Raw genomic sequence first — 23,334 nt, 5'->3', positions numbered from 1 at the left:
CTCCTTCGTGGTTCAACAAAAATAACCGGCCCTCGGCGACGGTCGCCGAGGGCCGGTAGATTAGCAGAACGTCGCTCAAACGGCTTACGGCATCATGACGGTGTCGATCACGTGGATCACGCCGTTGGTGCACTCGATGTCGGTAGCGACGATCTTGGCGCCGCCGATCGAGACGGTTTCACCGTCGACCTTGATCTCGGCCTTGGCGCCGTTGACGGTCTCGACCTCTTCCCCGTCGAGCTTGACCGCGTCGGCGGCGAGAACCTTACCGGGAATCACGTGGTACGTGAGAATCCCGGCCAGCTTTTCCTTGTTCTCGGGCTTCAGCAGTGAATTCAGCGTGGCCTTGTCGATCTTGGCGAACGCGGCGTCGGTCGGCGCGAAGACCGTGAACGGGCCCTCGCCCTTCAGGGTCTCGACCAAGCCAGCGGCCTTCACCGCGGCGACGAGCGTCGAGAAGTCGCCCGCTTCGACGGCGGTGTCGACGATATCGTGCTGATGGTCGGCCGAGGCGGCGTGGGCTTCGTCGTGCTTGGCGTCTTTGCAGCCGCAGGTGTCGCAAGCGACGGCGGTCGATGCAGCAAATCCAAGAGCGACAGCAAGTAGCAAGAAGGTCTTCGTCATGATTCAAATCCTTGAGGTTGAGAGAACCGACCGAGAGAGGCTCGGCCGAGTGCGCTGGGGGGTTGTCCTGGCTCTATAGGGCGGCAAGCGGTTGTGGCAACAACTCCGGAGGGAAATAGGCCTTTTTGCTCGCTGGTCGACCGTCGCGGTCGTTTTGAAGCCAACGGACGGTTGCCGACGGCCAGCTGACGACGGACACTTCGGGAACTGCCGACGCGCGGATGCAGTGCCCGCGTCCCCCCTTTTTTTCACAGCGAACCACCAAGGCCTCTGAAATGGCTGCCTCCCCCGCCGAAGTCATCGAGCTGCTGACGACCGCCTACAGCATGGAGCTCGAGACGGTCATGAATTACCTCGCCAACAGCACCAACCTCGACGGCGTTCGCGCCGAAGAGATCAAGAAGTCGCTCGCGGCCGACATCGTCGAAGAGCTCGGCCACGCCCAGATGCTGGCCAAGCGGATCAAGCAAATAGGGGGCGTCGCTCCCGGTTCCTCGGGCGTAAAGCTCGGCAACCAGATCCAGCCCCCCGAGGACACGACGGACGTCGTCGGGGTCATCAAGGCGGTGATCGCCGCCGAGGAGGCCGCGGTCGCCCAGTACCGAAAGATCGTCAAGGCGACCGACGGCGAGGACTACGTCACCCAGGACCTCGCGATCCAGCTGATGGGCGACGAAGAAGAGCACCTGGTGCTGTTCCGCGGCTTCCTCAAGGAATACGACCGGTGAGGGGAGGCGGGTCGAGGCGGTTTTTCTGATCGCGACAAGCGGCGCCAGCGTCGGCGGCGGAGTACAGTTCAGGGATACGGTCCGCCGTTCCCCGAGCCTCCCTGGCTCTTGGAGTGCAACGATCCGGTAGCCGCCCGTCACCACCGCTTGGAAGAGGTCCCCCCATGCGACTCGCCACCATCGCCGCCGCTGTTGTCGCTATAGGTTACTTCGCCGCCGCCGAGGCAGAGGCCCAGGTCGTCTACGTGACCGGCTACGCGCCGGCCGCTCCGGTGGTCTACCCAGCGCCGACCGTGGTTTACCGCCCCGCGACGCCCTACTTTGCTTACTCGCCGGTCGTCGTCGCCCCGGGCCCGGCTGTGGTCGCTTCGGCCCCGACTGTCGTCGTTGGCGGGCCGGTCGTGACGCGGCGTTACCGACCGATCCTCGGCGGCACCGTGACCCGTGTCCGCTACCCGTACACGACCGTCGTGACGCCGCTCTACTGAAAGGGCGTCGAGCCGAACTTCGGGATAACAAAAAAAAGGCCGCGACGGGCGAACCCGTCGCGGCCTTTTTTTTGATTGGTAGCCGCTTTACGCCAGCCCCTGACGGACGGCCCAGACGGCAGCTTGCGTTCGGTCGGCGACGTTCAGCTTCCGCAGGATGTGCTGGACGTGCTCTTTGACCGTCTCGTAGCTGATGCCCAACGCCTGGGCGATCTCCTTGTTGCTCAGACCGAAGGCGAGTTGTTTGAGCACCTCGTCTTCGCGCGCTGTTAATGGCGAGGCGACGCCGGAGGGCGAGCCGTTGGCGATCGGCCCGCTGAGGCGCCGGACCAATTCGCTCGGCCAGCAGACGCCGCCGGCGGCGACGGTCTGCAGCGCCGCGGCGAGCTCGTCGCGGTCGGCCGACTTGGCGACGAAGCCCGCCGCGCCGAGGGCCGAGGCCCGCGCCGCGTAGGTCGGGTTCGTGTGTCCCGTATAGAACAAGCAGGGGGTCTCGAGGCCGGCGTCGCGGAGCCTTCCCAGACACTGCAGGCCGTCGATCTGAGGGAGCAGGACTTCGGACAGCAGCACCTGGGGACGCAGCTCTTCCACGAGCCGGTAGGCCTGCGAGCCATCCTCGGCTTCGCCGATAATTTGGATGGGTGAGTCAGCAAACCAGGCGCGGAGTCCGGCGCGGACGACGGGGTGGTCGTCCGCAAGCAGCACAGTGGTAGGCATAGATTCTTGGCGGGGCGGGGCGGGACACGCTCGGCAAGCCGTTCCAGGCGCCCCCCGCGAGGGGCTTCTCGTTCCACTGGCGATTATGCCCAGGTTCGGCCTGCGGTAAAGCAAGTTCCTTGCCAAGGAACCGAAAAGCCGATGGCGGCGTCCCTTGGGTGGGCCGGCTCGAATCGCAAAAAACCTCGACGCTAGCAAGGTTTACTCGTATCGGGCGATTCGGGCATACTCCTCGGCCTAGTGACGCCTCACCACGGCGCCGACAAGACACCCCACGGCTACGGAGCGGCTATGGCGCGGTTGTCCATGAACCAACTGACGACCTACCGGTGGTCCTTTGAAGAAGACCTACTGCACTGCCGCGACGCCGGCTACGACGGGATCGGCGTCTGGGTCCGCAAGCTCCGCGACTTCGGCGAGGAGCGGGCCGCCGAGATGCTCCTCGAGAGCGGGCTGGCCGTCGCCAATGTCTCGTGGGAAGGGGGCTTCACCGGCGCCGACGCCGCCGGGTCGGAAGAGAATATCGCCGCTGCGCAGGACACCCTCCAACTTTGTGGCGAACTCGGCGCCGAGTGCCTGACCATCCACAGCGGCGGTCGCAACAGCCACACCAACCGCCACGCCGGCCGGCTGTTGCGGGCGGCCCTCGACCGGCTGCTCCCCTACGCCGAAGCGGCCCGCGTGCCGATCGCCATCGAGCCGATGCACGCGGCGTGCGCCGAGGGGTGGACCATCCTCACCAGCCTGCCCGAAACGCTGCAATTGCTCGAGGAGTACCGGTCGCCCGCGTTGCGGATGGCGCTGGACACCTACCATTTCCCGATCGAAGCGGCCGATTGGCCCCTGTTGCGCGAACTTGCCGGCTACTTGGCGGTCGTCCATCTGGGCGATGTCGACCAGCCGCACGACGTCGACCAGAGCCGCGTCCCGCTCGGTGAGGGACAGGCCCCGCTCGCGGGCATCGTGCAAACGCTGGTCGAAGCGGGCTACGCCGGGTTCTTCGACGTCAAGTTGATGGGGCCTGCGTTCGATGCGGTCGATTATCATGGCGTCTTGCGGCAGTCGCGTCGGGCGTTCACACGTCTGACAGCGGATGTCTTGAGTGAACCGACCCCCACCCGCATCGACGCGTGCAAAGTGATCTCGTAATCAACGACTGGCTGGCGATCCCGAGGGGCGAGATCCAGTTCTCGTTCGCGCGCAGCGGCGGGCCCGGCGGCCAGAACGTCAACAAGGTCAACACGAAGGCGGTCCTCCGGTGGCGTCCCGCCGAATCGGCCGCTCTGCCGCCGGCGGTGTTGCAGCGGCTGCTGGCTCGCCATGCCGGGCGGCTCACGCGCGACGGCGACTTGGTGATCGCGAGTGACACGCACCGCGAACAGGGCCGTAACGTCGGCGAGTGTCTCAATCGGCTCCGCGCGCTGATCACGTCGGCCGTTGCGCGGCCGAAGGTCCGCCGCCCGACCAAGGCGACCCGCGGTTCGCAAGAACGCCGGCTACGGGCGAAGCGGACCACCGCCGCGAAAAAGGCGTCTCGCCGGGCAAAGCCGGACGAAGAGTCGTAGCGCGGGCGACCGACGGCGATTTTCTCCCCAGTTTGCCCGGTTTGCCGGCTCAAGAATTCTTTTGATTCCGCGTTCTTGGTGGGTAAACTGCAGGCGCTCGCTACAGCAGCCCGCGTGATGCGACCGGTTCTTTTCATCGATCGCTCCTCCTCTTCTTCATCTGCCGGGGCGTCACGCGTCGCTCGAGCCGTTCAGCTGATTTTGTAGGTTCGCCAACAAGATAAGTTCGCCAGCAAGAGAAGTCGTCTTTCCGGAAGTCGGAACGATCGGCAGGGTTTTAGGTCTTGGCTGCCGCGGAGGGACGTTGTTTCAGGTCGGTTTCTGACCCGGGTCTGTGGCTAGGCCGGGTTGGACGCGACCGTTTGTCGCCAGTCTGAAGGGAGGGATCGATGATCGCTAATGAAGTCGCCACACATGGGCTGACCACCGAGCAGCAAGTTTTTTCGCACATCAAACAAGCGCTGCGGGTGATGGTCGATTGGCGCGCGCCCTCGGTCAGCCAGAGCCGCAAACGCTCGAGTGTCCGGTTTGCCCTGCGGTCTTTCTGCCGGCATCTGGAACGGCTCATGAGCTTCGAGGAAGAGGGGGGCTACTTGCCCGGCGTCTCGAGCGTGCGGCCGAATTGGGAGCACCGCGTCGATCTGCTGCGGGCCGAGCACAAGCAGCTCCGCGAGCATATCGGCAAGCTCATCCCTCAGATCGAGGACGAGGGGGTCTGGCAATCGGAGCGATTCGAGTCGGCCTGCCGGGCGATTCGCGAATTGCTCGACGAGGTCGATCGCCACGACCGCGACGAGATCACTCTGCTCCAAGAGACCCACACGATGGACGAGGGGGGCGAGGGCTGACCGTCGCGCCCGCATTTTTTGAGGGGGCGGAGTTTCCGATGGGGCAAACCGCCATTTGCCCCGGAGACCGGCTCGCGGCTCGCCTCGACGACCGGTTGCGTAGTAGAATGCTCATAGTGAAATGCATTCGTAGCAACCTAGCGGCCCTGAAATGAATCCATCGAATCTGGACTTCGATTCGTTACTCAAGGATTGGTCGTACGCCCATGGCGAGGTTTCGGCCCGCCGCGCCCACGGCGCCGATGGCAGGCCGGTCCTGCAGTTGCGGATTGACTTGGGGGTCCTTCAGATCGAGGTCGCCGGCAGGCCCGATGGCACGCGGCCCGGCGGGCAAGACTCCTACCTCGAGGCCCTTCGGGTCGAAGAGGCGACCGCGGGCGACGATTTCGAGCTTGACGACGAACACTGCTCTGAGATCGATCGCGAGTTTGTCCAGTACTATCACCGCCGGGTGGCGTGGCTCGCGCTGCGGGAATTCGACAAGGTGGTCGCCGACGCGGACCACACGCTCGCTCTGATGGACTTCAGTTCCGCCTACGCGCCCAGTGACGAGTGGGTCGAAGAGCACGAGCAGTACCGCCCTTTCGTGTTGTTCCATCGCACCCAGGCGGCGGCGCTCGCCGAGTTGCAGCGGACCGACCCGGAAGCAGCGGTCCTGGTGATCGACGACGGGGTCCGCACCCTTCGCGAGGCCTTGGCGGACTTCTCCGCCATCATCGGCGACGACCTCGGGGACGACGAGTCGCTCGACTTCGTCGACCGCCTGGAGGAGCTGCGTCGCTCGATCCTGGTCGAGTACGACCTCAAGGCGCCCCTCTCCGAGCTGTTGGCCGACGCGATCGCCCGCGAGCAGTACGAGCTGGCCGCCGAATTGCGCGACCGCATCGCCCGCCGCAGCCGGCTCGACAGCAGCCGCCAGGCTTAGGTCGTCTTCGCCTTCTCATGGCGACTCCATTGGGCGAAACCGTCGCCAGTTATATCCGCCTCCCCTTGATGGGGAGGGTCGGGGAGGGGTGAAGAACCTGTGTACCCGGGGCGCCCCCCTCCCCCCTGTGTCCCTCAGTGGCCCACGGCGGAGCGGGCTCCAGGAAACTTTTCTCAGATTTCTCTCTCCGTCGCTGTCGGGCCGGGGCGGGGCTCTCTGATTGGCAGGACAACTGGCGTCGTCCGTTGGCGGCGCTCTGGATCTGTCCCTCTCTTCGGAGCCCTGCCATGCGTCGGCCTTTTTCGCGCCACCGGACCCCTACGAGCCGCCTGACAAAAGCGCTGCGGAGGTCGGCCATCGGCGCCGCGACCGCTTGCTCAATCGTGATGGCCCCGGACGCCGCCTGCGCGATCAACTGGGACGACGCCGGCAACAGCGCCAGCAAGCTCTGGAGCGACAACGGCAACTGGAGCCCCGACGGCGCCGTCCCGGTCAACGCCGACATTTTCATCGGCAACCTGGCGAACGCCGCGAACGATCGGACGCTGTTCGACATCGCCACTCAGATCGGCTCGCTCACGATCACCAACGGCGCGGACGTCGTGAACAGCACCGACGACGGCGCCACGGCGGCGAACACGCGCGAGCTTATTGTCAACGGCGCCACCACGGTCGGTGACAATGGCAGCTCGATCGTGATCTACGGCCGGCCCGGCGACGGGCTCGATACGAACACGTTGACGATCAACAGCGGCGGCACGGTGTCGCTCAATTCGCAGGCGGGGGTCGGAACGGCCGTCGTCGAGGTCGACAGCGGGCTGCTCGACGTGAACACCGGCGGCGAAATCATCGGCAACGGCCGGCTCGACCTCGAAACGGCCAGCGCCGGGGCCGTGTTTACGGCGCTCTCCAACGACGGCGAGATCACCGCGTCGAGCCTCGGATCGATCTTCCTCTTCGCCCCGCCAGCGACCACGCTGCAGATCACAGCGACCAGCCCCGACGCCCGCTTCGACTGGGACGGAGGCGGCAATGGCGTGCTCAACGCGAATGGTAACGCCACGCTCGACATCGATGTCAGCACCTTCGGCGACTCGTTCGACGGGACCATGAACCTGGCGACCGGTTCGACGATCGATATCCAAGACGCCTGGTCGCTCTCGTCGGGAACGATCAACGCCAACACCCCTGCGTTCGGCTTTGTCATCATCGGCCAAGACCCGTCGCCCGGCGCCGCGGCGCGGATCGCGGGCGGCGTTTGGGCGATGACGGGCGGCGTCATCAATGTGGATGACGCGTGGGACTCGCTCCAGTTCGACTCGGCCGTGACCGCATCGGCCGGCGCTATCAATAACAGCGGGACGATGATCTTCAACGCCGACGCGACTTTCCTGAGCGGCGTCGACTTCAACATGATCCCCGGCGGCGACTCCCACGCGTCGCTGATCGTCAATGCGACCGTGAACATCGACACGCCCGACTTTAATCTTGATGGGCAGGGCTTGGTCACCAACGTCACCACGATCAACGCCGGCGGCAACCTCGACCTCGACCTCGGCGTCGGCGCCGATGAAGACTTCGATCACACGATCAATCTCAACGGCGGGGAGCTGGATGTCACCACGGCCGACAACGACTGGAGCCTGACCTCGAACGGCCAGATCAACGCCGCCGGCGGCGCCACCTCGACGATCAACGGCGAGACCTTCGTCATCGACGGCGACATCGACGTCACCGGCGATTCGACGCTCCGCATCAACGCCGCGAGCGAATACAGCCCGTCCGCACGGGTCGTGATTGCGGCCGGCAGCGTTCTGGACCACGGCGTCGCTTCGTACAGCGGCGGAACCTACAACGGCGGCGGCGTGTTCAAGAAAGGGACCGCCACGATCGTCAACAACACGACGTGGGGCGTCGATACGATCGACCTCGACGACGGCACAACGACCGTCAACAACGGGGCGGCGCTCACCATTAATGCGAACAGCATCGACGACTCGGGCGACGGCATCGACACGACGATTACGGTCGAAGACACCGGCTCACTGACCGTCAACCTCGCCGGCGGCGGCGACGTCGTCTTCGACAACGCGGGCCGCCTCAACTACAACGGCAACGCCAGTGGCAACCTGTTCCTACCGGCTCCCGCAGGAGGATCGGCGCTCCGCTTTGACAGCGGCTCCCAACTGAACGTCACCGGCGACGGAACCTCCAACGCCCGCATCAAGCTCAGCGGCGGCGCGCTGAATATCAACAGTGTCGGCGAAGACTTCCGTCTGCAGGGCGGGACGCTCGTCGCCGGAGCGACCAACGAAATCGACGGCGGCGTGATCAATGGCCCAGGCGAGTTGCAGATCAGCAGCGGCGCCGCTCTCCGCGGCAGCGGCGTCATCAACGCGTCGATCAACGCCGACGGAACCGCCCAGGTGATCGCCGAAGGGGGGCAGCTCGACATCAACGGAGGCGTCACCGACGTCGGTACGATCGGGACCAATGGCGTCGCAGCCGTGCTCAACGTCACCAACCCTTGGAACACGAACGTCACGAACAGCGTCTCGCTGCAATTCGGCGCCCTGACCGGTTCGACCATCACCAACAACGGCGTCGGCGGCGTCAACGGCAAGGGAACCATCAACGCCCGCGTCATCAACAACTCGTCGATTACCGCGTCGGACTCAGGGACCCTCGTCGTCGATAACCCGCTCAACGATTGGGACGGGACAACCGGAACGGGCTCCTTGAACGCCAGCAAGGCGACCCTCGAACTGCGTGACAACGCCCCGGTGCTCTTTACCGGCACGGTCGACGCAGGCCTCGGCGTGGTCTATGCGAACGGCTTCGAGCTCGAGTTCGAGCCCGCTTCGACGCTCCGGCTGTTCGAGAGCACCTATCGATCGACCAACGCGACCGACATCGGCGGCACGGTGATCGTCGATTCCGGCGCGCGGTCGCGGATCAATGTCGGGGGGACGGTCGTCTTTGAGAACGGCAGCAGCACGACACTCAACGCCGATCTCGAAGTCGAGAACCTCAACACGGTGATCGCCGTGGGGGCGAGCTTCGCGGGCGCCGGCGAACTCCGGAACGTCAACGGCAGCCGGATGACGCTGCTCGATGGCGCCACCGTGGGCGTGCAAGTCACCAATGACGGCGACCTCGAGATCGCCGGCAGCGGGACGGGAAGGGGCGACGTGGCGGACTTCGTCCAGTCCGTCGCCGGGCTCTGGAACGTCGATATCGCCGGCGCCGGCGTCGGAGCGTTCGACCGGATCGTCGCTTCGGGCATCGCCGAGGTGGACGGGACGCTGTCGCTAGACCTGTTGGGCGGGTTCAACCCGGGGCTCGGGTCGAGCTTCACCGTCCTGTCGGCTGCGGGGGGCGTTCTCGGCGCGTTCGCCGATCTCGACACCGGCGCCGCTCCGCTCGGCGACGGCCTCGTCTGGGAGGCGGTCTACAACCCCACGACCGTGCAAGTCCGGGTCGAACTGCTCCTGCCGGGCGACTTCAACAACGACGGCATGGTCGACGCCGCCGACTACACGGTCTACCGCGACAACCTCGGGCTTGCCGTCACGCTGCCGGGCGACCCGACACCGGGGAGCGTCGCCGCCGCGGACCACGCCGTCTGGGCGGCCAACTACGGCGCCGTCGCTCCGGCGCCGGCGATGGCCTTCGCGACGGCGGCCTCGGTCCCCGAGCCGGCCGCGGCGGGCCTCGTGCTGATCGCGATGGCCGGCCTAGCGACCCGCCGCCGCGGTTGAACGAGCCGGTTGAGAGTTTATGAACGACCGACGCCCCGGCCGATCGGGCCGGGGCGTCGGTGTTCGTTAGGGGGGCGAGCTCTGATGCGGAGAGTCGAACCCGCCACGACCCGCGGCTAGCGCCGTCGGCTCACTGCATGGCGCGGCTGCTTGAGCCGAACGGCGCTAGCCGCGGGCAGTCGCACCGGGCAGGTCAAGGACGGTGACGCGTCCGCCTCGGAAAGCATCGCCGGCAAGGGATAACACCGCCGGCAAGAAAACCGCAAGCTGGGGATCAGGGACTTGAACCCCGACTAATGGAATCAGAATCCATCGTGCTACCGATTACACCAATCCCCAATCGGTCCCGCGGCCGCTGAGGGCCGGAGCCCGGCGTCGGCCGCGAGATTCAGAAGATTACGGCGCAGCGGGCGGGGGATCAAGTCCGGACGTCTTCCGGCAGGGGGGCCACTGCCCTAAACTCCGGCAGTCGGCCGCGTTTTCTCGGTCGGCCGCAAGCTGTCGCCCGCCTCCCCGCTGACCCGCCGCGACCCCATGGCCCACCTCCGTCTCGTCCAAGGAGTCGAACCGGGCAAGCGGTTCCCCCTCACCGCCGAGCGCTCGACGATCGGGCGGAGCAGCGATTGCGAGGTCTCGCTCGACGTCGCCGCCGTCAGCCGTCGCCACGCCGAGGTCATCCGCAAGGGGGACCAGTTCGTCGTGGAGGACCTCGGCAGCCGGAACGGCACGTTCGTCAACGGCCAACGGATCGAGGCCTCGACCGTCCTCCGCGAGGGCGACCGGATCGGCATCTGCGACCAGGAATTCGCCTACGAATCAGGCCTCCCGGGCAGCAAGCCGTCGCTCTTGGGCGGCACCGGCGAGACCAAGTCGAGCCTCGTCCAGATGGTCGACGACCGTCGCGAAGAGTCGACCGCCGAGGAGAGCGGGGGCGATTACCAGAAGACGATCCAGCTCGGCGGCGACGTCGGCGGCAACACCGGCTGGTCGATGTCGGCCCGCCCCGAGGTGAAGCTCGCCGCCCTGGTGGAGATTTCCAAGGGCCTCGGCCGGGCAATCTCGATCGACGAGGTCCTGCCCAAGCTGCTCGACAGCCTGTTCAAGGTCTTCACGCAGGCCGACCGGGGCTTTGTCGTCATGCGGCCGGCGCCCGACGCCCCCCTGGTGCCGGTCGCCGCCAAGACCCGCCGCGGCGAGATGGAGGAGGCGGCCCGCATCAGCCGCACCATCGTCGAAGAGGCGATGACCGGCAAGAAGGCGATCCTCTCGGCAGACGCCGCGACGGACGAACGGTTCGGCATGGCCGAATCGATCGCTCAGTTCCAGATCCGCTCGATGATGTGCGTCCCGCTGCTCGACAGCGAGGGAGAGCCGCTCGGCGTCATCCAGATCGACACGCTCAACCAACGCAGCCGGTTCACCGAGGACGACCTCGACGTCCTCGCCGCGGTGGCGAGCCTAGCGTCGGTCGCCGTCGACAACGCCCGGATGCACGACGAGGTCATCTCGCAACGCGCCTTGCAACGCGACCTCGAGTTGGCGACCCGCATGCAGCGGGCCCTGCTGCCGTCGACGCCCCCTAACACGATCGGCTACACGTTCTTCGACTACTACGACTCGGCCCGGCAGGTCGGCGGTGACTACTACGACTACATCAACTTGCCCGGCGGCCGCTTCGCGGTGATCCTCGGCGACGTCGCCGGCAAGGGCGTGGCCGCCGCGATCGTCATGGCCCGCCTTTCGAGCGACGTGCGCTTCGCCCTGGCGACCGAGCCCGATTTGGCCAAGGCCGTCCAGTACGTCAACCGGGCGTTCGCCGCCCAGGGGCTCGACGACCGTTTCGTGACGATGATCTTTACGATTGTCGACCCGGCGACCAACGAGGTGACGCTCGCCAACGCCGGCCACATGCCGCCGATCCTCCGCCGCGTGAATGGCGAGGCGGTCGAGGTCCACGAGGAGATCACCGGCCTGCCGATCGGCGTCATCGACGACTTCGAGTTCGAGTCGGCCACGATCACCCTCGAGCCGGGCGAGTCGCTCACCATCTACACCGACGGCTTCAGCGAGGCGATGAACGCCGACCGCGACCTCTACACGACCGAGCGTCTGATCGAGCAGGTCAAGCTCGCGGCCGTCAGCGTCGCCGACCTGGGGCAGCACGTGCTGGACGACGTCAAGAAGTTCGTCGACGGTTTCGACCAATCCGACGACATGTGCCTGTGCGTCTTCGGCCGCGACGCCGTTTAGCGTTTTGTCTCGCGCAGAGACGCGGAGACGCAGAGCGATGAAGGCGAGCCGGCGACGCAAGTCGTCGGAGTGTCTCACGCCAAGACGGGAAGGCGCAAAGCAGCGCTATCCAGCAGCTGAGCCGCGACCGTCAGGGAGCGACCAACCGACTCCGATGGTGGTTGGAAATCGACGAGCATCTACATCATGCCAAACCTTGACTGTTTTGAGGCCCTGGAGTGCGGCCTTCAAGAAATTGGGCTGTACGAGGATGCAAGCTGGCTTCGCCAGACGCGTACGGATGCCTACACAACTTCGTCAGAAATGCTTGGCGAACTCGGCGCGATGGTGCGACGGATCCACAAAGTCATTCCCGATAACGCAACCGATAATCTGACTGGCATCTTTTCAGATTGCGAGCTGGCAGTGCGTCTGGTGTGGCCTGAGTACAACTTAACGGAATCGTGATTGGTCGCTCCCTGACGGTCGCGGTTCGGCTTTGCTTGCTGCTTCGCGCCTTAGCGTGAGCCCCCTCTGCGTCTCCGCGTCTCTGCGCTAGACAATCATTCCCCCGCCGCGCCGAGCGACGCCAAGAACTCGCTCATCTCGCCGGCGGCGTGGGCGTCGCCTTGGGCGCGGGCCTGGTCGATGCCGTCGCGCAAGTAGGTGCGGGCCTCGTTCACTCGGTCGAGGCGCGCCAGTTGTTGAGCGGCCATGAAGTAGGCGGGGACGTACGGCGTCGCGTCCTTCGTCAACTCGGCAAACCGAGTGAGGCTCGCGTCGTGGTCGCCTTCCTTGTCGAGCTCCATCGCTAGGCTGTAGCGCAGGAACGTGTCGGTCGGGTCGTCGGCGAGCATCGTCTCGATCTTTTCGCGTCGGGTCATGGCGCCGCCGAGGGGTAGGGGGTTAGAAGTCGCCTGCGAACCGGAGCACCTGGCTGCCGTCCGCTTCGATAAGATAGAGGGCGCCGTCGGGCCCGAAAGCCATCGCGACGGGCGCCGCCGCCTCGGCGACCTGGACAGCGGTCGCCGTTGCGAAGCCGTCGGCGCCGACACGGGCGTCGAGGCGATAGACGCCGTCGTGGTCGAGCGCGTACAGCCGCGGTTCGCTCGGCCGGGCGACTGCGCCATAAGCCAGGGCGGTTGGCTCCTTGAGACCGGTCACCAAGATGGCGTCGGTCGCGGCGGCGTTGGGCTTTTCGGGGTCGAGAAAAAGCAATGCGTGGCCGACTTGTCCCTGTGTGAGCGCCGCGAGGTAGCCCAATCGGTTGGTCGCGAGGCCAATGAAGTCGCCGCTCGTCTCGACGCGACGAATCTCGGTAAGGCGATCGGCGAGACGGCGGCAGCGCCAGAGGGCGCCGTCGCCGATCGCGTAGACGAACTCCCCGATGGGAGCGAGCGCGGTGAACCGATGCAGCGGAGTCGCCGCCTCGGCGACGGACCGTTGCGTGGCGGGCAGGGCGGGGCGTTCAACGGCGTACGCCGCGATCGCTGTGTTCGCGACATACAAGGAGCCGTCGGCCGACCAGGCGAGCGCCGCCGGCGCTGGGGCAACGCCATCGGCGAGCGTCACCGCGCCCTGCCGCATTTCGCCGAGCAGCACCACCGCGGTGACACGGCCGGCGCCCGCTTCGGCGACGACGAGTTCGATCCCGCCACGCGGCCCTTCACGGACCGCGATCGCTGCCGGGTTGTCGAGGCCGTCGAGGGCGACGGTCGGCTCGGCGGCCATTGCGCCACCAGCCATCCCGACAAACGCGACCGCCCAGGCGAGCCGCTTACGCGCTCGGTGCGGCGTGGACATGCTGGGCCTCGAAGGCGGTGATCTTGTCCTCGTTCTCAAGCGTCAGGCCGATGTCGTCCAGCCCGTTGAGCAGACAGTGGCGGCGGAACGGGTCGACGTCGAACGACAGGCTGAGCCCGTGCTCGTCGGTGAGCGTTTGCGACGTCAGGTCGGCCGTCAGCTGATAGCCCCCCGCGTCGTTGGCGTGCTTGGCGGCCCGCTGGAAGAGGTCCTCGACCTGTTCCTCGCTGAGCACGATCGGCAGCATGCCGTTCTTGAAGCAGTTGTTATAGAAAATGTCGGCGAAGCTCGGCGCGACAATGACGCGGAAGCCGTAGTCCTCCAGCGCCCAGGGGGCGTGCTCGCGGCTCGAGCCGCTGCCGAAGTTGCGGCGTGTGAGGAGCACGCTCGCGCCCTTCGCCTCGGGCTTGTTGAGCTCGAAGTCGGGGTTCTCGACGCCGTTCTCATCCGCCCGCCAGTCCCAGAAGAGGAACTGACCGAAGCCGGTCCGCTCGATCCGCTTGAGGAACTGCTTGGGGATGATCTGATCGGTGTCGACGTTCGCCCGATCCATGGCGACGGCGAGACCGGTGTGGGTGGTGAAGGGGGTCATCGATTGCGGAGTTCGGATTTCGGATTGCGGATTGGGCGGGTTAGCCACAAGAAACCTAGCTGTGTTGAAGCGATCGTTGTGACGCACGCAAGCGTAATTAACGACACTGCGTCCGCTTCTCCAGCATTAATGGATAACAATGCAAACAAGCCGTTAATCAGTACAACGACAACGGACGCTAATCCCCAGACGAATGGATGGAAGCTCTCATTGCGTTCTACACAACACTCATAGGCGATAGCCAAGCTTCCACTGAGTAGGAGTAGCAAGCCGGTCAATAGACACGCCGTTGATAGTGAATCCCAGCGGCCTCCAGTAGCCCATGCCAAACCGAAGAGGCTTAGACCTATCCAGGTGTGGGCAGGATGGCATGTCAGGAGGGACATCGAACTATTTGAGGTCGAGGTGTTTTACGGGCACGAGCCGATGGCCGAGCATATCAACGGCGGCTTTGGACTGTTCTAAAGGGATATAGCCTAGCAGGGGTTCGTAGCCGCCGTCGGCCTCGTCCATCTCGATGAACAAGACTTCCGACGCAATCGCTTCAAAGCCTTCGATCTCGATCTTCACAGGGCCGCATACCTGCCCGGCGATCGTCGATTGATTCGCCATGTGCAGCGTCTCGTTACGATTGATCGGGAAGCTGCCGAGCTTGTCTTTCCAGGAGTTCGGCAAAGTGAGATGCGAAGCGCCCGTGTCAACCATCGCGGCGCATTCGAAGCGCTGTTCTGGAAAGGCGAAGTTGCCGACGGTGATTTGCGCGACGATACGTCCCATCAAGTTGCTCCCCACTCCCGAACATCGACGAAGTGCCCCGCACACGCGGCGGCGGCGGCCATCGCGGGGCTCACCAGATGCGTCCGGCCGCCGCGGCCTTGGCGGCCCTCGAAGTTGCGGTTGCTGGTCGAGGCGCAGCGCTCGCCGGGGGCGAGCTTGTCGGGGTTCATTGCGAGGCACATGCTGCAGCCAGCCTCGCGCCATTCAAAGCCGGCTTCGGTGAAGATCTTGTCGAGGCCTTCCTCTTCGGCCTGACGCTTCACCACGCCGCTGCCCGGCACGACCATCGCGCTGACGCGGTCAGAGACCTTGTGCCCCTTGGCGACCGCGGCGGCCGCGCGAAGGTCCTCGATGCGACCGTTGGTGCAGCTGCCGATGAACACCCGATCGATCATCAGGTCGGTGATCGGCGTGCCGGCCGCGATGTCCATGTATTCCAGCGCGGCGGCGGTGGTCTTTTGGTCGGTCGGGTCGCTGAAGTCGGCCGGGTTGGGCGCCTTGTCGTTCACCCCAACGACCTGTCCCGGGTTGGTGCCCCAACTCACCTGCGGCGGGATGTCCGCGCCATTGAACTTGAGCGACTTGTCGTACTTCGCGCCCGGGTCGGTCGGCAGCTCACGCCAACGCGCGACCGCCTCGTCCCATGCGGCGCCTTGCGGGACGTGCTTCTTGTCCTTGAGGTAGGCGAAGGTCGTCTCGTCCGGGGCGATCATCCCGGCGCGGGCGCCCGCCTCGATCGACATGTTGCAGACCGTCATGCGGCCTTCCATCGAAAGACCGCGGACGACGTCGCCGGTGAACTCGAGACAGTAGCCGGTGCCGCCGGACGTCGTGAGCTGCCCGATCAGGTAGAGCACCATGTCCTTGGCGGTGACGCCGGGGCCGAGCTCGCCATCGACCCGCAGCTCCATGGTCTTGGGCTTCGACTGCAGCAGCGTCTGCGTCGCCAGGACGTGCTCGACCTCGCTGGTGCCGATGCCGAACGCCAGCGCGCCGAACGCGCCGTGCGTGCTGGTGTGGCTGTCGCCACAGACGATCGTCATGCCGGGCTGGGTGTAGCCCAACTCGGGGCCCATCACGTGGACGACGCCCTGGTTGACGTGGCCCAGGCCGTAGTAGGTGATGCCGAAGTCGGCGCAGTTCTTCGTCAGCGTGTCGATCTGCGTCTTGCTGACGAGGTCGACGATCGGCAGGCTGCGGTCAGTCGTGGGGACGTTGTGGTCGGCCGTTGCGACGGTCCGTTCGGGTCGCCGCACCTGGCGGCCGGCGAGCCGGAGCCCCTCAAACGCCTGGGCGCTGGTGACCTCGTGGACCAGTTGCAGGTCGATATAGAGGACCGTTGAGCGTCCCGCCTCGGCGTGGACGACGTGTTGGTCCCAGATCTTCTCGAACAGCGTACGCGGGGCAGACATCGCGGGCAGGGGCAACCGGTAAGGGGCGGAAACACTCGACAGACCCTCAGTTTACGGCGCCGGTTCGCGCGGCGGTAGTTGCAGCCCATCGGTAGTTGTCTGAGCCACCGTAACCGTCTGAGCCGTGGGCGCGAGCCCTCGGAGTGAAGCTGGTACCCGCCACACTCCGAGGGCTAGCGCCCACGGCTCAGACGGTTCGAGATCGGCACGTTTTTCTGGAGGTTTTTCTTGACGCCCCAAGTGGAGGTGTTAATTTGTCCACTATTCCAGAACCCCCCGACCCTCAAGGTCCTTCGCAATGCGACACTGGCTCTTAACCAGCACGACCTACGGGACCTGGCTGCCCGGCGACGCCCGGGGATCGGTAACGTCCGTCCGCGACTACCGGACCACGGACGGCGACCGTAGGGTTCGCGTTGAGCACGACCGCCATGGCGAGTTGTGGGAGGCGCCGATCCCGAAGCTGGCGCAATGCGCTACGGCGCAGATGGCTCGCTCCGCCGTCTGGCTGAACGCCCAGCACGCCTCCCTTGTCACTGAATCTTTTGTCGCCACCGCCGCGTATCGCGGATGGACACTCCACGCTTCGTCGGTCATGGCGAACCATTTTCACGTTGTGGCCAGCGCTCCTCCCGACGTGCGAGCCGAGAAGTTGCTGCGAGACTTCAAAGCCTACGCCAGCCGGGCGCTGAACCAGCACGCCGGCAGTCAAGGCGCTGATCTCTGGTGGACGCGGAGCGGTTCGCGCCGCCCGTTGTGGGACGTCCGTGCGCTTGATCGAGCCGTGAACTACGTGCTCAACCAACAAAAGCCGCTGTGCGTCTGGAATCAACCACCCGAAAACGTCTGAGCCGTGGGCGCGAGCCCTCGGTGGGAGCCGGGTACTCACTTCCCACCGAGGGCTCGCGCCCTCGGCTCAGGCCCGAAGGGTTGGTAAGTTGCATCGGTATTCCTCACACCGCGGCGGCTTCAATCGCGGCGGCGGCCATCGCCTTTCGCTCGGGGCACGCCTTGCAGTTCCACCAATCGGCGGCCCGCTCGGGGGACCATTCGTCGTCGAGTTGCACGTCCACGAGCGCCCGACGGAGTTGCTCGACCGTCTGGAAGCGGTCCTCGGGGTCCTTCTCGAGGCACCGCAGGATCACTTCTTCGAGCTCGATCGCCAGCAGCGGGTTGTGCTCCCGTGGGGTCACGACCTCTTCCGAGGCGTGGGCGATGATGACCTTCACGACCTGTTCGTACGGAAAGGGCGACTTACCTGTCAGCAGGTAGTAGAGGACACAGCCCAGCGAATAAATATCGCTGCGGGCGTCCGCTTCACGCTCGCCGGTTGCCTGTTCGGGGGACATGAACATCGGCGACCCGGTGATCGCACCTTCCTGCGTGAGGAAAGCGCCCGCGGTCCCTTCGGTTTCGACGCCTGTTGGCTTGGCGAGGCCGAAGTCGAGTAGCTTCGCGACGTCGAACTCGCCGCCGCGGTACGAGCAGAAGATGTTCGCCGGCTTGATATCGCGGTGCACCAGCCCGATGCCGTGCGCCTCGGAGAGGGCGCGGCAGACTTGGTCCATGAGGTAGACAACCCGCGCAGCGGGCAGCGCGCCTTCCTGCTCGATCAGTTCGCCCAGGTTGTGGCCGGGAAGGTACTCCATCACGTAATAGAAGGTGCCGTCATCGGTGCGGCCATAGTCGTAAATGTCGATCGAGTTCCAGTGCGACAACTTGGCGGTCGACCGGACCTCGCGCTCAAAGCGGGCCATGTTGCGTTTGTCGCCCGCCTTGTCGGGCCGGATCACCTTGATCGCACAGGGGCGCTTCATCATCTGGTGCTCGGCCAGATAGACCTCGCCCATCCCGCCCGAGCCGAGCAGCTGTTTCAGCCGGTACTGGCCGAGCTGCTTGGCGGCGAACGCCTCGCGCCGCAGGGTGTTGATCGTGTAGACGCCCACCACCGCGATGAACAGCGCGAAGAGCATCTCCAAGGCTTGCTCGGTGATGTAGTCGCCGTAGCCGCCCCGTGAGAGGCAGGCTTGGAAACCGGTGCAGACCGTCTTCTGGAAGTAGATCACCGCGATCGGCAGCGCCGCCGCCGGCAGCAGGAAGCGGAGCGCGCGGCGCCAAGTGTTCGGGATGAACAAGGCGTAGATGAAGATCAGCAGCAGCCAGGGGCCGACGACGACGGGCAGGTGGCTGCCCATCTCCATGTTGGCCGCGGCGTGGAGGCGGTGTTGCGTGATCAGCGTGAAAAACGCCGCCGCGACGCCGAAGATCGACCACTCGGCGATCCGCAGCGGGGCGAGGGTCAGTCGTTTGGACCTGGCGAGGCCGAGGGCGATCAAGCCGGTGAACAGCGTCGCAGCGACCTGGGCGTAGAAGACGAGCATGCCTCCCGCCGCCGTGGAGAACGTCTGGTCCCAGTACAGGAGCCCTCGGACCAGGAACGCCACGTAGCCGAACGTGAACAACGCGGCGGCAAGCAGCAACCGCCGTTGCAGGATGTCGCGCGTCTCGCTGCTCAGGTGGAGGCTGCCCCCCTCAACGAGCCGGACCAGGCCGCGCGCGGCGGCGCTGATGGCGCCCGAGCCGCGGGAGCCCGAGTCCTTCGCGTTCGAGGCGTTGGCGCCGGCTCGGATAGCCGACAACATGCCGACCGGAGCGGCGACGGTTTCAGCGTTATCGATCGATTCAGCCGGCACAGCCGCGGCTCCCATAGAGTCGTCCTCCCCGCCACGGGCGATGGCTTCGCCCTAAGGGCGTGGCGACAGGGACTGGCGGCGGCGTCGAACTCCCCGTTCGGAAGCCGACACGTCACCGATCCCTAGTGGACGCAGCTAGATGGTAGCTGGTTCGCCACGAAACGGGCAGCTATCAACCCAATCGGGGGGCACAACGCCACGCCGACGGTGAAACGGGGCACGCTCCGGCGCCTCACTACGGGACTTGGCTACGCACCTTTGGCTACGCGGCCCGGCGTCGGGGGAGGAGGGCGTTCGCCCGAGCGGCCACCTCCGGCAGCGGGATCTCCCGCCACTCGCTGCTGGGGTCGTCGCCTTCGCCATCGATGCGACGCAGGACGAGCGTCCCCGGGTGGCACATCCGCGGCACGTAGAACCACGCGGGGCCGAGGGCCTCGTCCGACGCGTCCCGCGACAGCAGCAGCAGGTCGGTGTCGGCCAGCGAATTGGCCTCCGAGGCGAGCGACGCCCCCAAGCGGCCCGGTGTGAGACGCACCTTGGCGCCGACGCCGACCAACCGCCGATAGGCGGCGACCAGTGGCATCGACGGGGCCTCGGCGGGGCGGTCGTCGAACAGGTCGAGGGCCGTGTACTTAACCGGCTCGCCCTTCGCTTGCTTGACCAGTAGGTCGAGCAGCTGGGCGGTCGAGTCGACCGACTCGAGACCGACCTCGACAACGCGGCGGATGGCGTGCTGCTTCGCCAGGCGCAGCAACTGCCTCTCGGGCGTTGGCTTCGAGAAGAACGCGCGACGCGCGTACCTGAATAGATCGCCGACCGCCATGGCGCCTTCCGTGCGTGCCAATCCTGTGGATCGTCGCGTCCCTGCGACTCACCCTAGTAATCGACACGGCGGCCGCGGCGATACAGCGGAAGTCGCCCCCGCGAGGCGGGCCGGCGAGGGCCGATGAGAAAGCGTGACGGCTGCGGAAGCGGCGCCCGCCCGGCGGCCTTTTGGGGCGTTTCAGCTGGCGGGGTCGTCGTCGTCCGAGTTGTGGATCGCCACGGGAATAGCCACAGCGGTGCCAATCACGCCGGCGACGAACAGCGGGTTGGCGAGCAGCCGCTTGCTGTGACTTACCGTGTTCTGGACGCCCGTCCCCGCGTACCGCTGCCCGCGGGCGACTTCCCCTTGCTCCACCAGGAGCACGGCGGGGGTCGCATTTGGCGGCGCCGCCTGGGCGGTCCAACTCCGGACGAGCAGGGCCGCTTTGTCGCTCTCAAGTCTGGCGACGCCATGGACGCCTTTGAAGGCAAACCCGCCGTCGGCGTTGGTTTTGGCTTCCGCCTCGCGGCCGTCGGCCAAGGTGAGCTGCACCTTGGCGCCAGCTTCGGGCTTACCGGTCGCCCCGACGAGTTGGCCGATCAGCAAGCCGTCCGCTTGCAGGGCGACATCGATCGCCAGGGGAGCGGACGCTACGGGCTCGGCAGCGGCCTTCGAGCGGACGGCGTCCTGGGCAGTCGCCAGCGATGGCGCGAGCAGGACAGCCATGCTGAGGAGGCTGCGGAGAAACGGCTGGATAACGAGGCGGGTCGACATGGGACTTGTGGCTCCCGGACGGTCTGTAGAGTCGGTTTCGCGCGAACGCGGCCGGGACCGTAGCGGAGAGCGGAAGGAACCCCAATAGCAAACCCCGCCTGCCGGATGCCGGCAGGCGGGGTTGGTGGTTCATCCTTCTAACGTATCTCGGAGCCGCGTTCTCACGGGCTGGCCGGATCGTCGTCGTCGGCGAGGGCGAGCGGCACGGCGATCGCCGTGGCGATGCCGGCGGCCACCAGGATCGGGTGCTCACGCATCCAACCGAGGACGCCAGCGCCACGTCCACCCGGGGGGCAGCTCGCCGGCGGACAGCCGGCGGGCCCACAGTACTGGCCGTTGACGATTTCGTCGCCCGTGACGATCAGGGCCGACTGGTTGGCGGCGGGAGGAGCGGTGTTCGGCGCCCACAGGCGGTACGACACGACGCCACCTTCCGAAACCACTTGGTAGAGCCCGCCACGCAGCCCCTGCACGGCAAACACGCCCTGCTCGTCGGTGACGGTCGAGGCGACTTCGTTACCGGCTTGCTGCAGCGAAACCGCCGACGTAGTGAGCGGGGCGCCCTGGGCGTTCACCACCTTGCCGGTGAACAAGCCACCTTCGGCAAGCGCGATGTCGGCGATCGCGGGAACGGCGACCGGAGTCGTCGCGAGCGCGGGCTGGGCGACCATTCCAACGCAGGCCACTACGGCGGCGACGCGTTGAGCGATTACGATCTTCATGACTCGTCTCTCTCCTTAGTGACGGAAGTCGTCCTAGTGACGCCAATGGAGGCGCCGCGCTCGGTACGATTTAAGCGGCCGCAAAGAGAGACCGCATCAAAGACTTTTCCTACCTCCGCTTTCGGCATGGGTTCTGAGCCAAATCCAGTCTTTCTCTCAACTCTTTAACCGGAAAAGTCAGCGTCGGTTGCTGGCGCCCCGTCGCGACGCGTTCAACACGCCGGGCCACGCCCGAAAATGCTGTAGAAACGCCTGTTCGGGCGACCCCAACGTAGCGGCAAGCCGTTCCGACACCGCCGCGGGGGGCTCCAATCGCCGCAGCGACGCCAGCGTCGCCCACAGCTGCATCGCCGCGATCGGAGGGCCGTGCAACAGCAGGTGCGTCCATGCCCAGGCGTACCGGTAGTCGACCTCGGTCATCTGGGCCAGGTCGTGTTTCGACTCGAGCGACGCCAGCGTTAGCAGCCGACCGCGCGCCGCGTCCGCGACAACCGCGTCGAGGTGCCCCGGGCCCCGGGCACGCTCGTTGGTCGAGGGTTCGAAGTACTCGGCCAGGCCTTCGTCGAGCCACAGCGGCACCATCGCCAGGTCGCCGTGAAGCAACGCGTGGGTGCACTCGTGGCGGAGATCGATCGCCAGCTCGCGGTGCCGGTAGGCATAGATCACCGCCCGGCGTTGGGTTTGATAGTACAGGGCGCGGCGGTAGGGGGCGTCGGGATGCCGCTCGGCAATTAGCGCGCGGTGCTGCTGGGCGTCGCCGAGCAGCAATACCTCGACCTGGGTTTGGCACGGACCCAGCGCCAGCACGCGCCGCAGCTCTTGCTCGAGGCGCGACAAATCGGCTTCGGCGAGCAACCGATCGTCCAGCCGAAACGCGGAGCGGCAGATGAACGGGCCGAGCTGCCGTTGATCGACCCAAACCGGCTCGGCGGCGGCGAGCGAAGAACGACCCGCCAGCAAGCTAGCCCCGGCGGCGAGTCCAGCGGCCAGCGCCTGCCGACGCGTGATCGGTCCTGCCGATCGGCGGCCCGGCATCAGGCGGCGCTCCGGGCGAACAGCGACCAACCCCGGCGGGGACGGCGGACTTGTGTCGGGCCCGCCGCGACGCTGCGTCCCTCGGCGACCGCGAGGGGGTTTTCACAACACCAGAGCCGCGCCGCTTCTTCGCCAACGAGTTGTTCCGCCGCGCGGTAGGCGTCGCCGAGACGCGGCCGCCGACGCGTCGGGCTGTGCCCGTCGGTTGAGAGAAAGTGAATCATGCCGCGTGTCGCCATCCGCTCGGCCATCGCTTGGCTCTTCGGGCCGAAACCGCCGATCAGGCTCCCGGCCGTGACCTGCATCAGACAGCCGTAACCGACCAGCGAGTCGATGAGGTCCTGGCGAGCGAGCAGGCCGGCATTCCGCTCCGGATGCGACAACACGCCCACCATGCCCAGCCTCTCAAGCGAGTCGAGCACCGGTTCGAGCGGGAAGTAGAGCTCGTGCGGCAGCTCGAGCAGCACGTGGCGGCGGTGATCGCCGAGCGACACCACCGCGCCCGACTCGAGCCCCGCGATGAGGTTGTCTTCGATGCGGACATCGGCGCCGGGCAGCACCCGGAGCGGGATGTCGTGCCGCCGGAGCTCGGCCTGGAGCTCGGCGGTCCGTCGGCGGATTTCGTCGCCGTGGTTGTGTTCGAAGGCGCCGAGCTGGTGGGGCGTGACGACAATCGTCTCGACCCCTTGAGAGACCGACAAGCGCGCCATCGCGAGCGACGCCTCGAGGTCGGCGGCCCCGTCATCAATCCCTGGCAACAGGTGGCAATGGATATCGACGAGTCCGTTCATCGCGGGAGGTTCCATCCGAGGGGGGCGTCCGCCAGCGCGGCCCGA

The 23,334-nt window shown here is 66.2% G+C and carries 23 protein-coding genes and 1 tRNA gene; 10 read left to right on the top strand and 14 right to left on the bottom strand.

Translation table 11 applies throughout. The annotated features are described in order from the left end of the window. Positions 1-84: 84 nt before the first annotated feature. Positions 85-624, bottom strand: a complete 540-nt coding sequence (locus Pla108_RS18425; protein ID WP_146446451.1) for a fasciclin domain-containing protein — start codon at positions 622-624, stop codon at positions 85-87. Positions 625-899: 275 nt separating this feature from the next. On the opposite strand from Pla108_RS18425, the gene Pla108_RS18420 reads away from it, so the two are divergent. Both Pla108_RS18420 and Pla108_RS18415 read left to right on the top strand, forming a co-directional pair. Beyond that, positions 900-1,352 (top strand): ferritin-like domain-containing protein, encoded by a 453-nt coding sequence (locus Pla108_RS18420; protein ID WP_146446450.1) that lies wholly within the window; start codon positions 900-902, stop codon positions 1,350-1,352. A gap of 164 nt (positions 1,353-1,516) precedes the next feature. Continuing rightward, complete coding sequence (locus Pla108_RS18415; RefSeq protein WP_146446449.1) at positions 1,517-1,840, top strand: hypothetical protein; 324 nt, start codon at positions 1,517-1,519, stop codon at positions 1,838-1,840. A gap of 87 nt (positions 1,841-1,927) precedes the next feature. On the opposite strand, the gene Pla108_RS18410 is transcribed toward Pla108_RS18415, so the two are convergent. Then, positions 1,928-2,557: a response regulator gene (locus tag Pla108_RS18410; RefSeq protein WP_146446448.1), complete on the bottom strand. Its 630-nt coding sequence runs from the start codon at positions 2,555-2,557 to the stop codon at positions 1,928-1,930. A 291-nt stretch (positions 2,558-2,848) separates the two neighbouring features. On the opposite strand from Pla108_RS18410, the gene Pla108_RS18405 reads away from it, so the two are divergent. The 5 genes from Pla108_RS18405 to Pla108_RS18385 all read left to right on the top strand — a co-directional run bounded on the left by Pla108_RS18405 (position 2,849) and on the right by Pla108_RS18385 (position 9,656). After that, positions 2,849-3,706, top strand: a complete 858-nt coding sequence (locus Pla108_RS18405) for a sugar phosphate isomerase/epimerase family protein (protein ID WP_146446447.1) — start codon at positions 2,849-2,851, stop codon at positions 3,704-3,706. Further along, positions 3,688-4,122 (top strand): alternative ribosome rescue aminoacyl-tRNA hydrolase ArfB, encoded by a 435-nt coding sequence (gene arfB / locus Pla108_RS18400; RefSeq protein ID WP_146446446.1) that lies wholly within the window; start codon positions 3,688-3,690, stop codon positions 4,120-4,122. The genes Pla108_RS18405 and arfB overlap by 19 nt, the downstream gene beginning before the upstream one ends. A gap of 389 nt (positions 4,123-4,511) precedes the next feature. After that, positions 4,512-4,970: a hemerythrin domain-containing protein gene (locus Pla108_RS18395; protein WP_146446445.1), complete on the top strand. Its 459-nt coding sequence runs from the start codon at positions 4,512-4,514 to the stop codon at positions 4,968-4,970. 151 nt (positions 4,971-5,121) lie between these two features. Next, positions 5,122-5,895 (top strand): UvrB/UvrC motif-containing protein, encoded by a 774-nt coding sequence (locus Pla108_RS18390; RefSeq protein WP_146446444.1) that lies wholly within the window; start codon positions 5,122-5,124, stop codon positions 5,893-5,895. A gap of 287 nt (positions 5,896-6,182) precedes the next feature. Continuing rightward, positions 6,183-9,656, top strand: a complete 3,474-nt coding sequence (locus tag Pla108_RS18385) for a beta strand repeat-containing protein (RefSeq protein WP_146446443.1) — start codon at positions 6,183-6,185, stop codon at positions 9,654-9,656. Positions 9,657-9,923: 267 nt separating this feature from the next. On the opposite strand, the gene Pla108_RS18380 is transcribed toward Pla108_RS18385, so the two are convergent. Further along, positions 9,924-9,995, bottom strand: a tRNA-Gln gene (locus Pla108_RS18380). A 195-nt stretch (positions 9,996-10,190) separates the two neighbouring features. On the opposite strand from Pla108_RS18380, the gene Pla108_RS18375 reads away from it, so the two are divergent. Next, a complete protein-coding gene (locus tag Pla108_RS18375; protein ID WP_146446442.1) occupies positions 10,191-11,906 on the top strand; it encodes a SpoIIE family protein phosphatase in 1,716 nt (571 codons plus the stop codon). A 186-nt stretch (positions 11,907-12,092) separates the two neighbouring features. Next, positions 12,093-12,353 carry a hypothetical protein gene (locus Pla108_RS18370; RefSeq protein WP_146446441.1) on the top strand — a complete coding sequence of 87 codons (261 nt, stop codon included), beginning with the start codon at positions 12,093-12,095 and terminating at the stop codon, positions 12,351-12,353. 95 nt (positions 12,354-12,448) lie between these two features. Here the strand turns inward: Pla108_RS18370 and Pla108_RS18365 are convergent, their stop codons facing one another. From Pla108_RS18365 to leuC, 5 genes are all read right to left on the bottom strand, one after another. After that, positions 12,449-12,769, bottom strand: a complete 321-nt coding sequence (locus Pla108_RS18365) for a hypothetical protein (protein ID WP_146446440.1) — start codon at positions 12,767-12,769, stop codon at positions 12,449-12,451. Between the two features lie 22 nt (positions 12,770-12,791). Beyond that, positions 12,792-13,688, bottom strand: a complete 897-nt coding sequence (locus Pla108_RS18360; protein ID WP_146446439.1) for a hypothetical protein — start codon at positions 13,686-13,688, stop codon at positions 12,792-12,794. Then, positions 13,663-14,280, bottom strand: a complete 618-nt coding sequence (gene leuD / locus Pla108_RS18355; RefSeq protein ID WP_146446438.1) for a 3-isopropylmalate dehydratase small subunit — start codon at positions 14,278-14,280, stop codon at positions 13,663-13,665. The genes Pla108_RS18360 and leuD overlap by 26 nt, the downstream gene beginning before the upstream one ends. A 390-nt stretch (positions 14,281-14,670) precedes the next feature. Further along, positions 14,671-15,057 (bottom strand): aspartyl protease family protein, encoded by a 387-nt coding sequence (locus Pla108_RS18350; protein ID WP_146446437.1) that lies wholly within the window; start codon positions 15,055-15,057, stop codon positions 14,671-14,673. Beyond that, positions 15,057-16,469, bottom strand: a complete 1,413-nt coding sequence (gene leuC / locus Pla108_RS18345; RefSeq protein ID WP_146446436.1) for a 3-isopropylmalate dehydratase large subunit — start codon at positions 16,467-16,469, stop codon at positions 15,057-15,059. Before leuC ends, Pla108_RS18350 begins: the two co-directional genes overlap by 1 nt. Before the next feature lie 298 nt (positions 16,470-16,767). On the opposite strand from leuC, the gene Pla108_RS18340 reads away from it, so the two are divergent. Continuing rightward, positions 16,768-17,319 carry a transposase gene (locus Pla108_RS18340; RefSeq protein WP_146446435.1) on the top strand — a complete coding sequence of 184 codons (552 nt, stop codon included), beginning with the start codon at positions 16,768-16,770 and terminating at the stop codon, positions 17,317-17,319. 103 nt (positions 17,320-17,422) lie between these two features. On the opposite strand, the gene Pla108_RS18335 is transcribed toward Pla108_RS18340, so the two are convergent. The 6 genes from Pla108_RS18335 to Pla108_RS18310 form a co-directional block, all read right to left on the bottom strand. After that, the gene (locus Pla108_RS18335; RefSeq protein ID WP_146446434.1) at positions 17,423-19,177 is read right to left on the bottom strand and encodes a serine/threonine-protein kinase; all 1,755 of its coding nucleotides are present in this window, start codon (positions 19,175-19,177) and stop codon (positions 17,423-17,425) included. Between the two features lie 247 nt (positions 19,178-19,424). Further along, positions 19,425-20,006: a hypothetical protein gene (locus Pla108_RS18330; protein ID WP_146446433.1), complete on the bottom strand. Its 582-nt coding sequence runs from the start codon at positions 20,004-20,006 to the stop codon at positions 19,425-19,427. Between the two features lie 159 nt (positions 20,007-20,165). Further along, positions 20,166-20,741 carry a carboxypeptidase-like regulatory domain-containing protein gene (locus Pla108_RS18325; RefSeq protein ID WP_146446432.1) on the bottom strand — a complete coding sequence of 192 codons (576 nt, stop codon included), beginning with the start codon at positions 20,739-20,741 and terminating at the stop codon, positions 20,166-20,168. A gap of 161 nt (positions 20,742-20,902) precedes the next feature. After that, positions 20,903-21,463, bottom strand: a complete 561-nt coding sequence (locus Pla108_RS18320) for a carboxypeptidase-like regulatory domain-containing protein (protein WP_146446431.1) — start codon at positions 21,461-21,463, stop codon at positions 20,903-20,905. A 177-nt stretch (positions 21,464-21,640) separates the two neighbouring features. Next, positions 21,641-22,498: a hypothetical protein gene (locus tag Pla108_RS18315; protein WP_146446430.1), complete on the bottom strand. Its 858-nt coding sequence runs from the start codon at positions 22,496-22,498 to the stop codon at positions 21,641-21,643. Continuing rightward, a complete protein-coding gene (locus tag Pla108_RS18310; RefSeq protein ID WP_146446429.1) occupies positions 22,498-23,289 on the bottom strand; it encodes a tyrosine-protein phosphatase in 792 nt (263 codons plus the stop codon). Before Pla108_RS18310 ends, Pla108_RS18315 begins: the two co-directional genes overlap by 1 nt. Positions 23,290-23,334 lie beyond the last annotated feature (45 nt).

The organism is Botrimarina colliarenosi (genome assembly GCF_007859955.1).
Lineage (GTDB): Bacteria > Planctomycetota > Planctomycetia > Pirellulales > Lacipirellulaceae > Botrimarina > Botrimarina colliarenosi.
The sequence above is the reverse complement of the archived record's forward strand: the minus strand, read 5'-3'. Positions and strand labels throughout refer to the sequence as shown.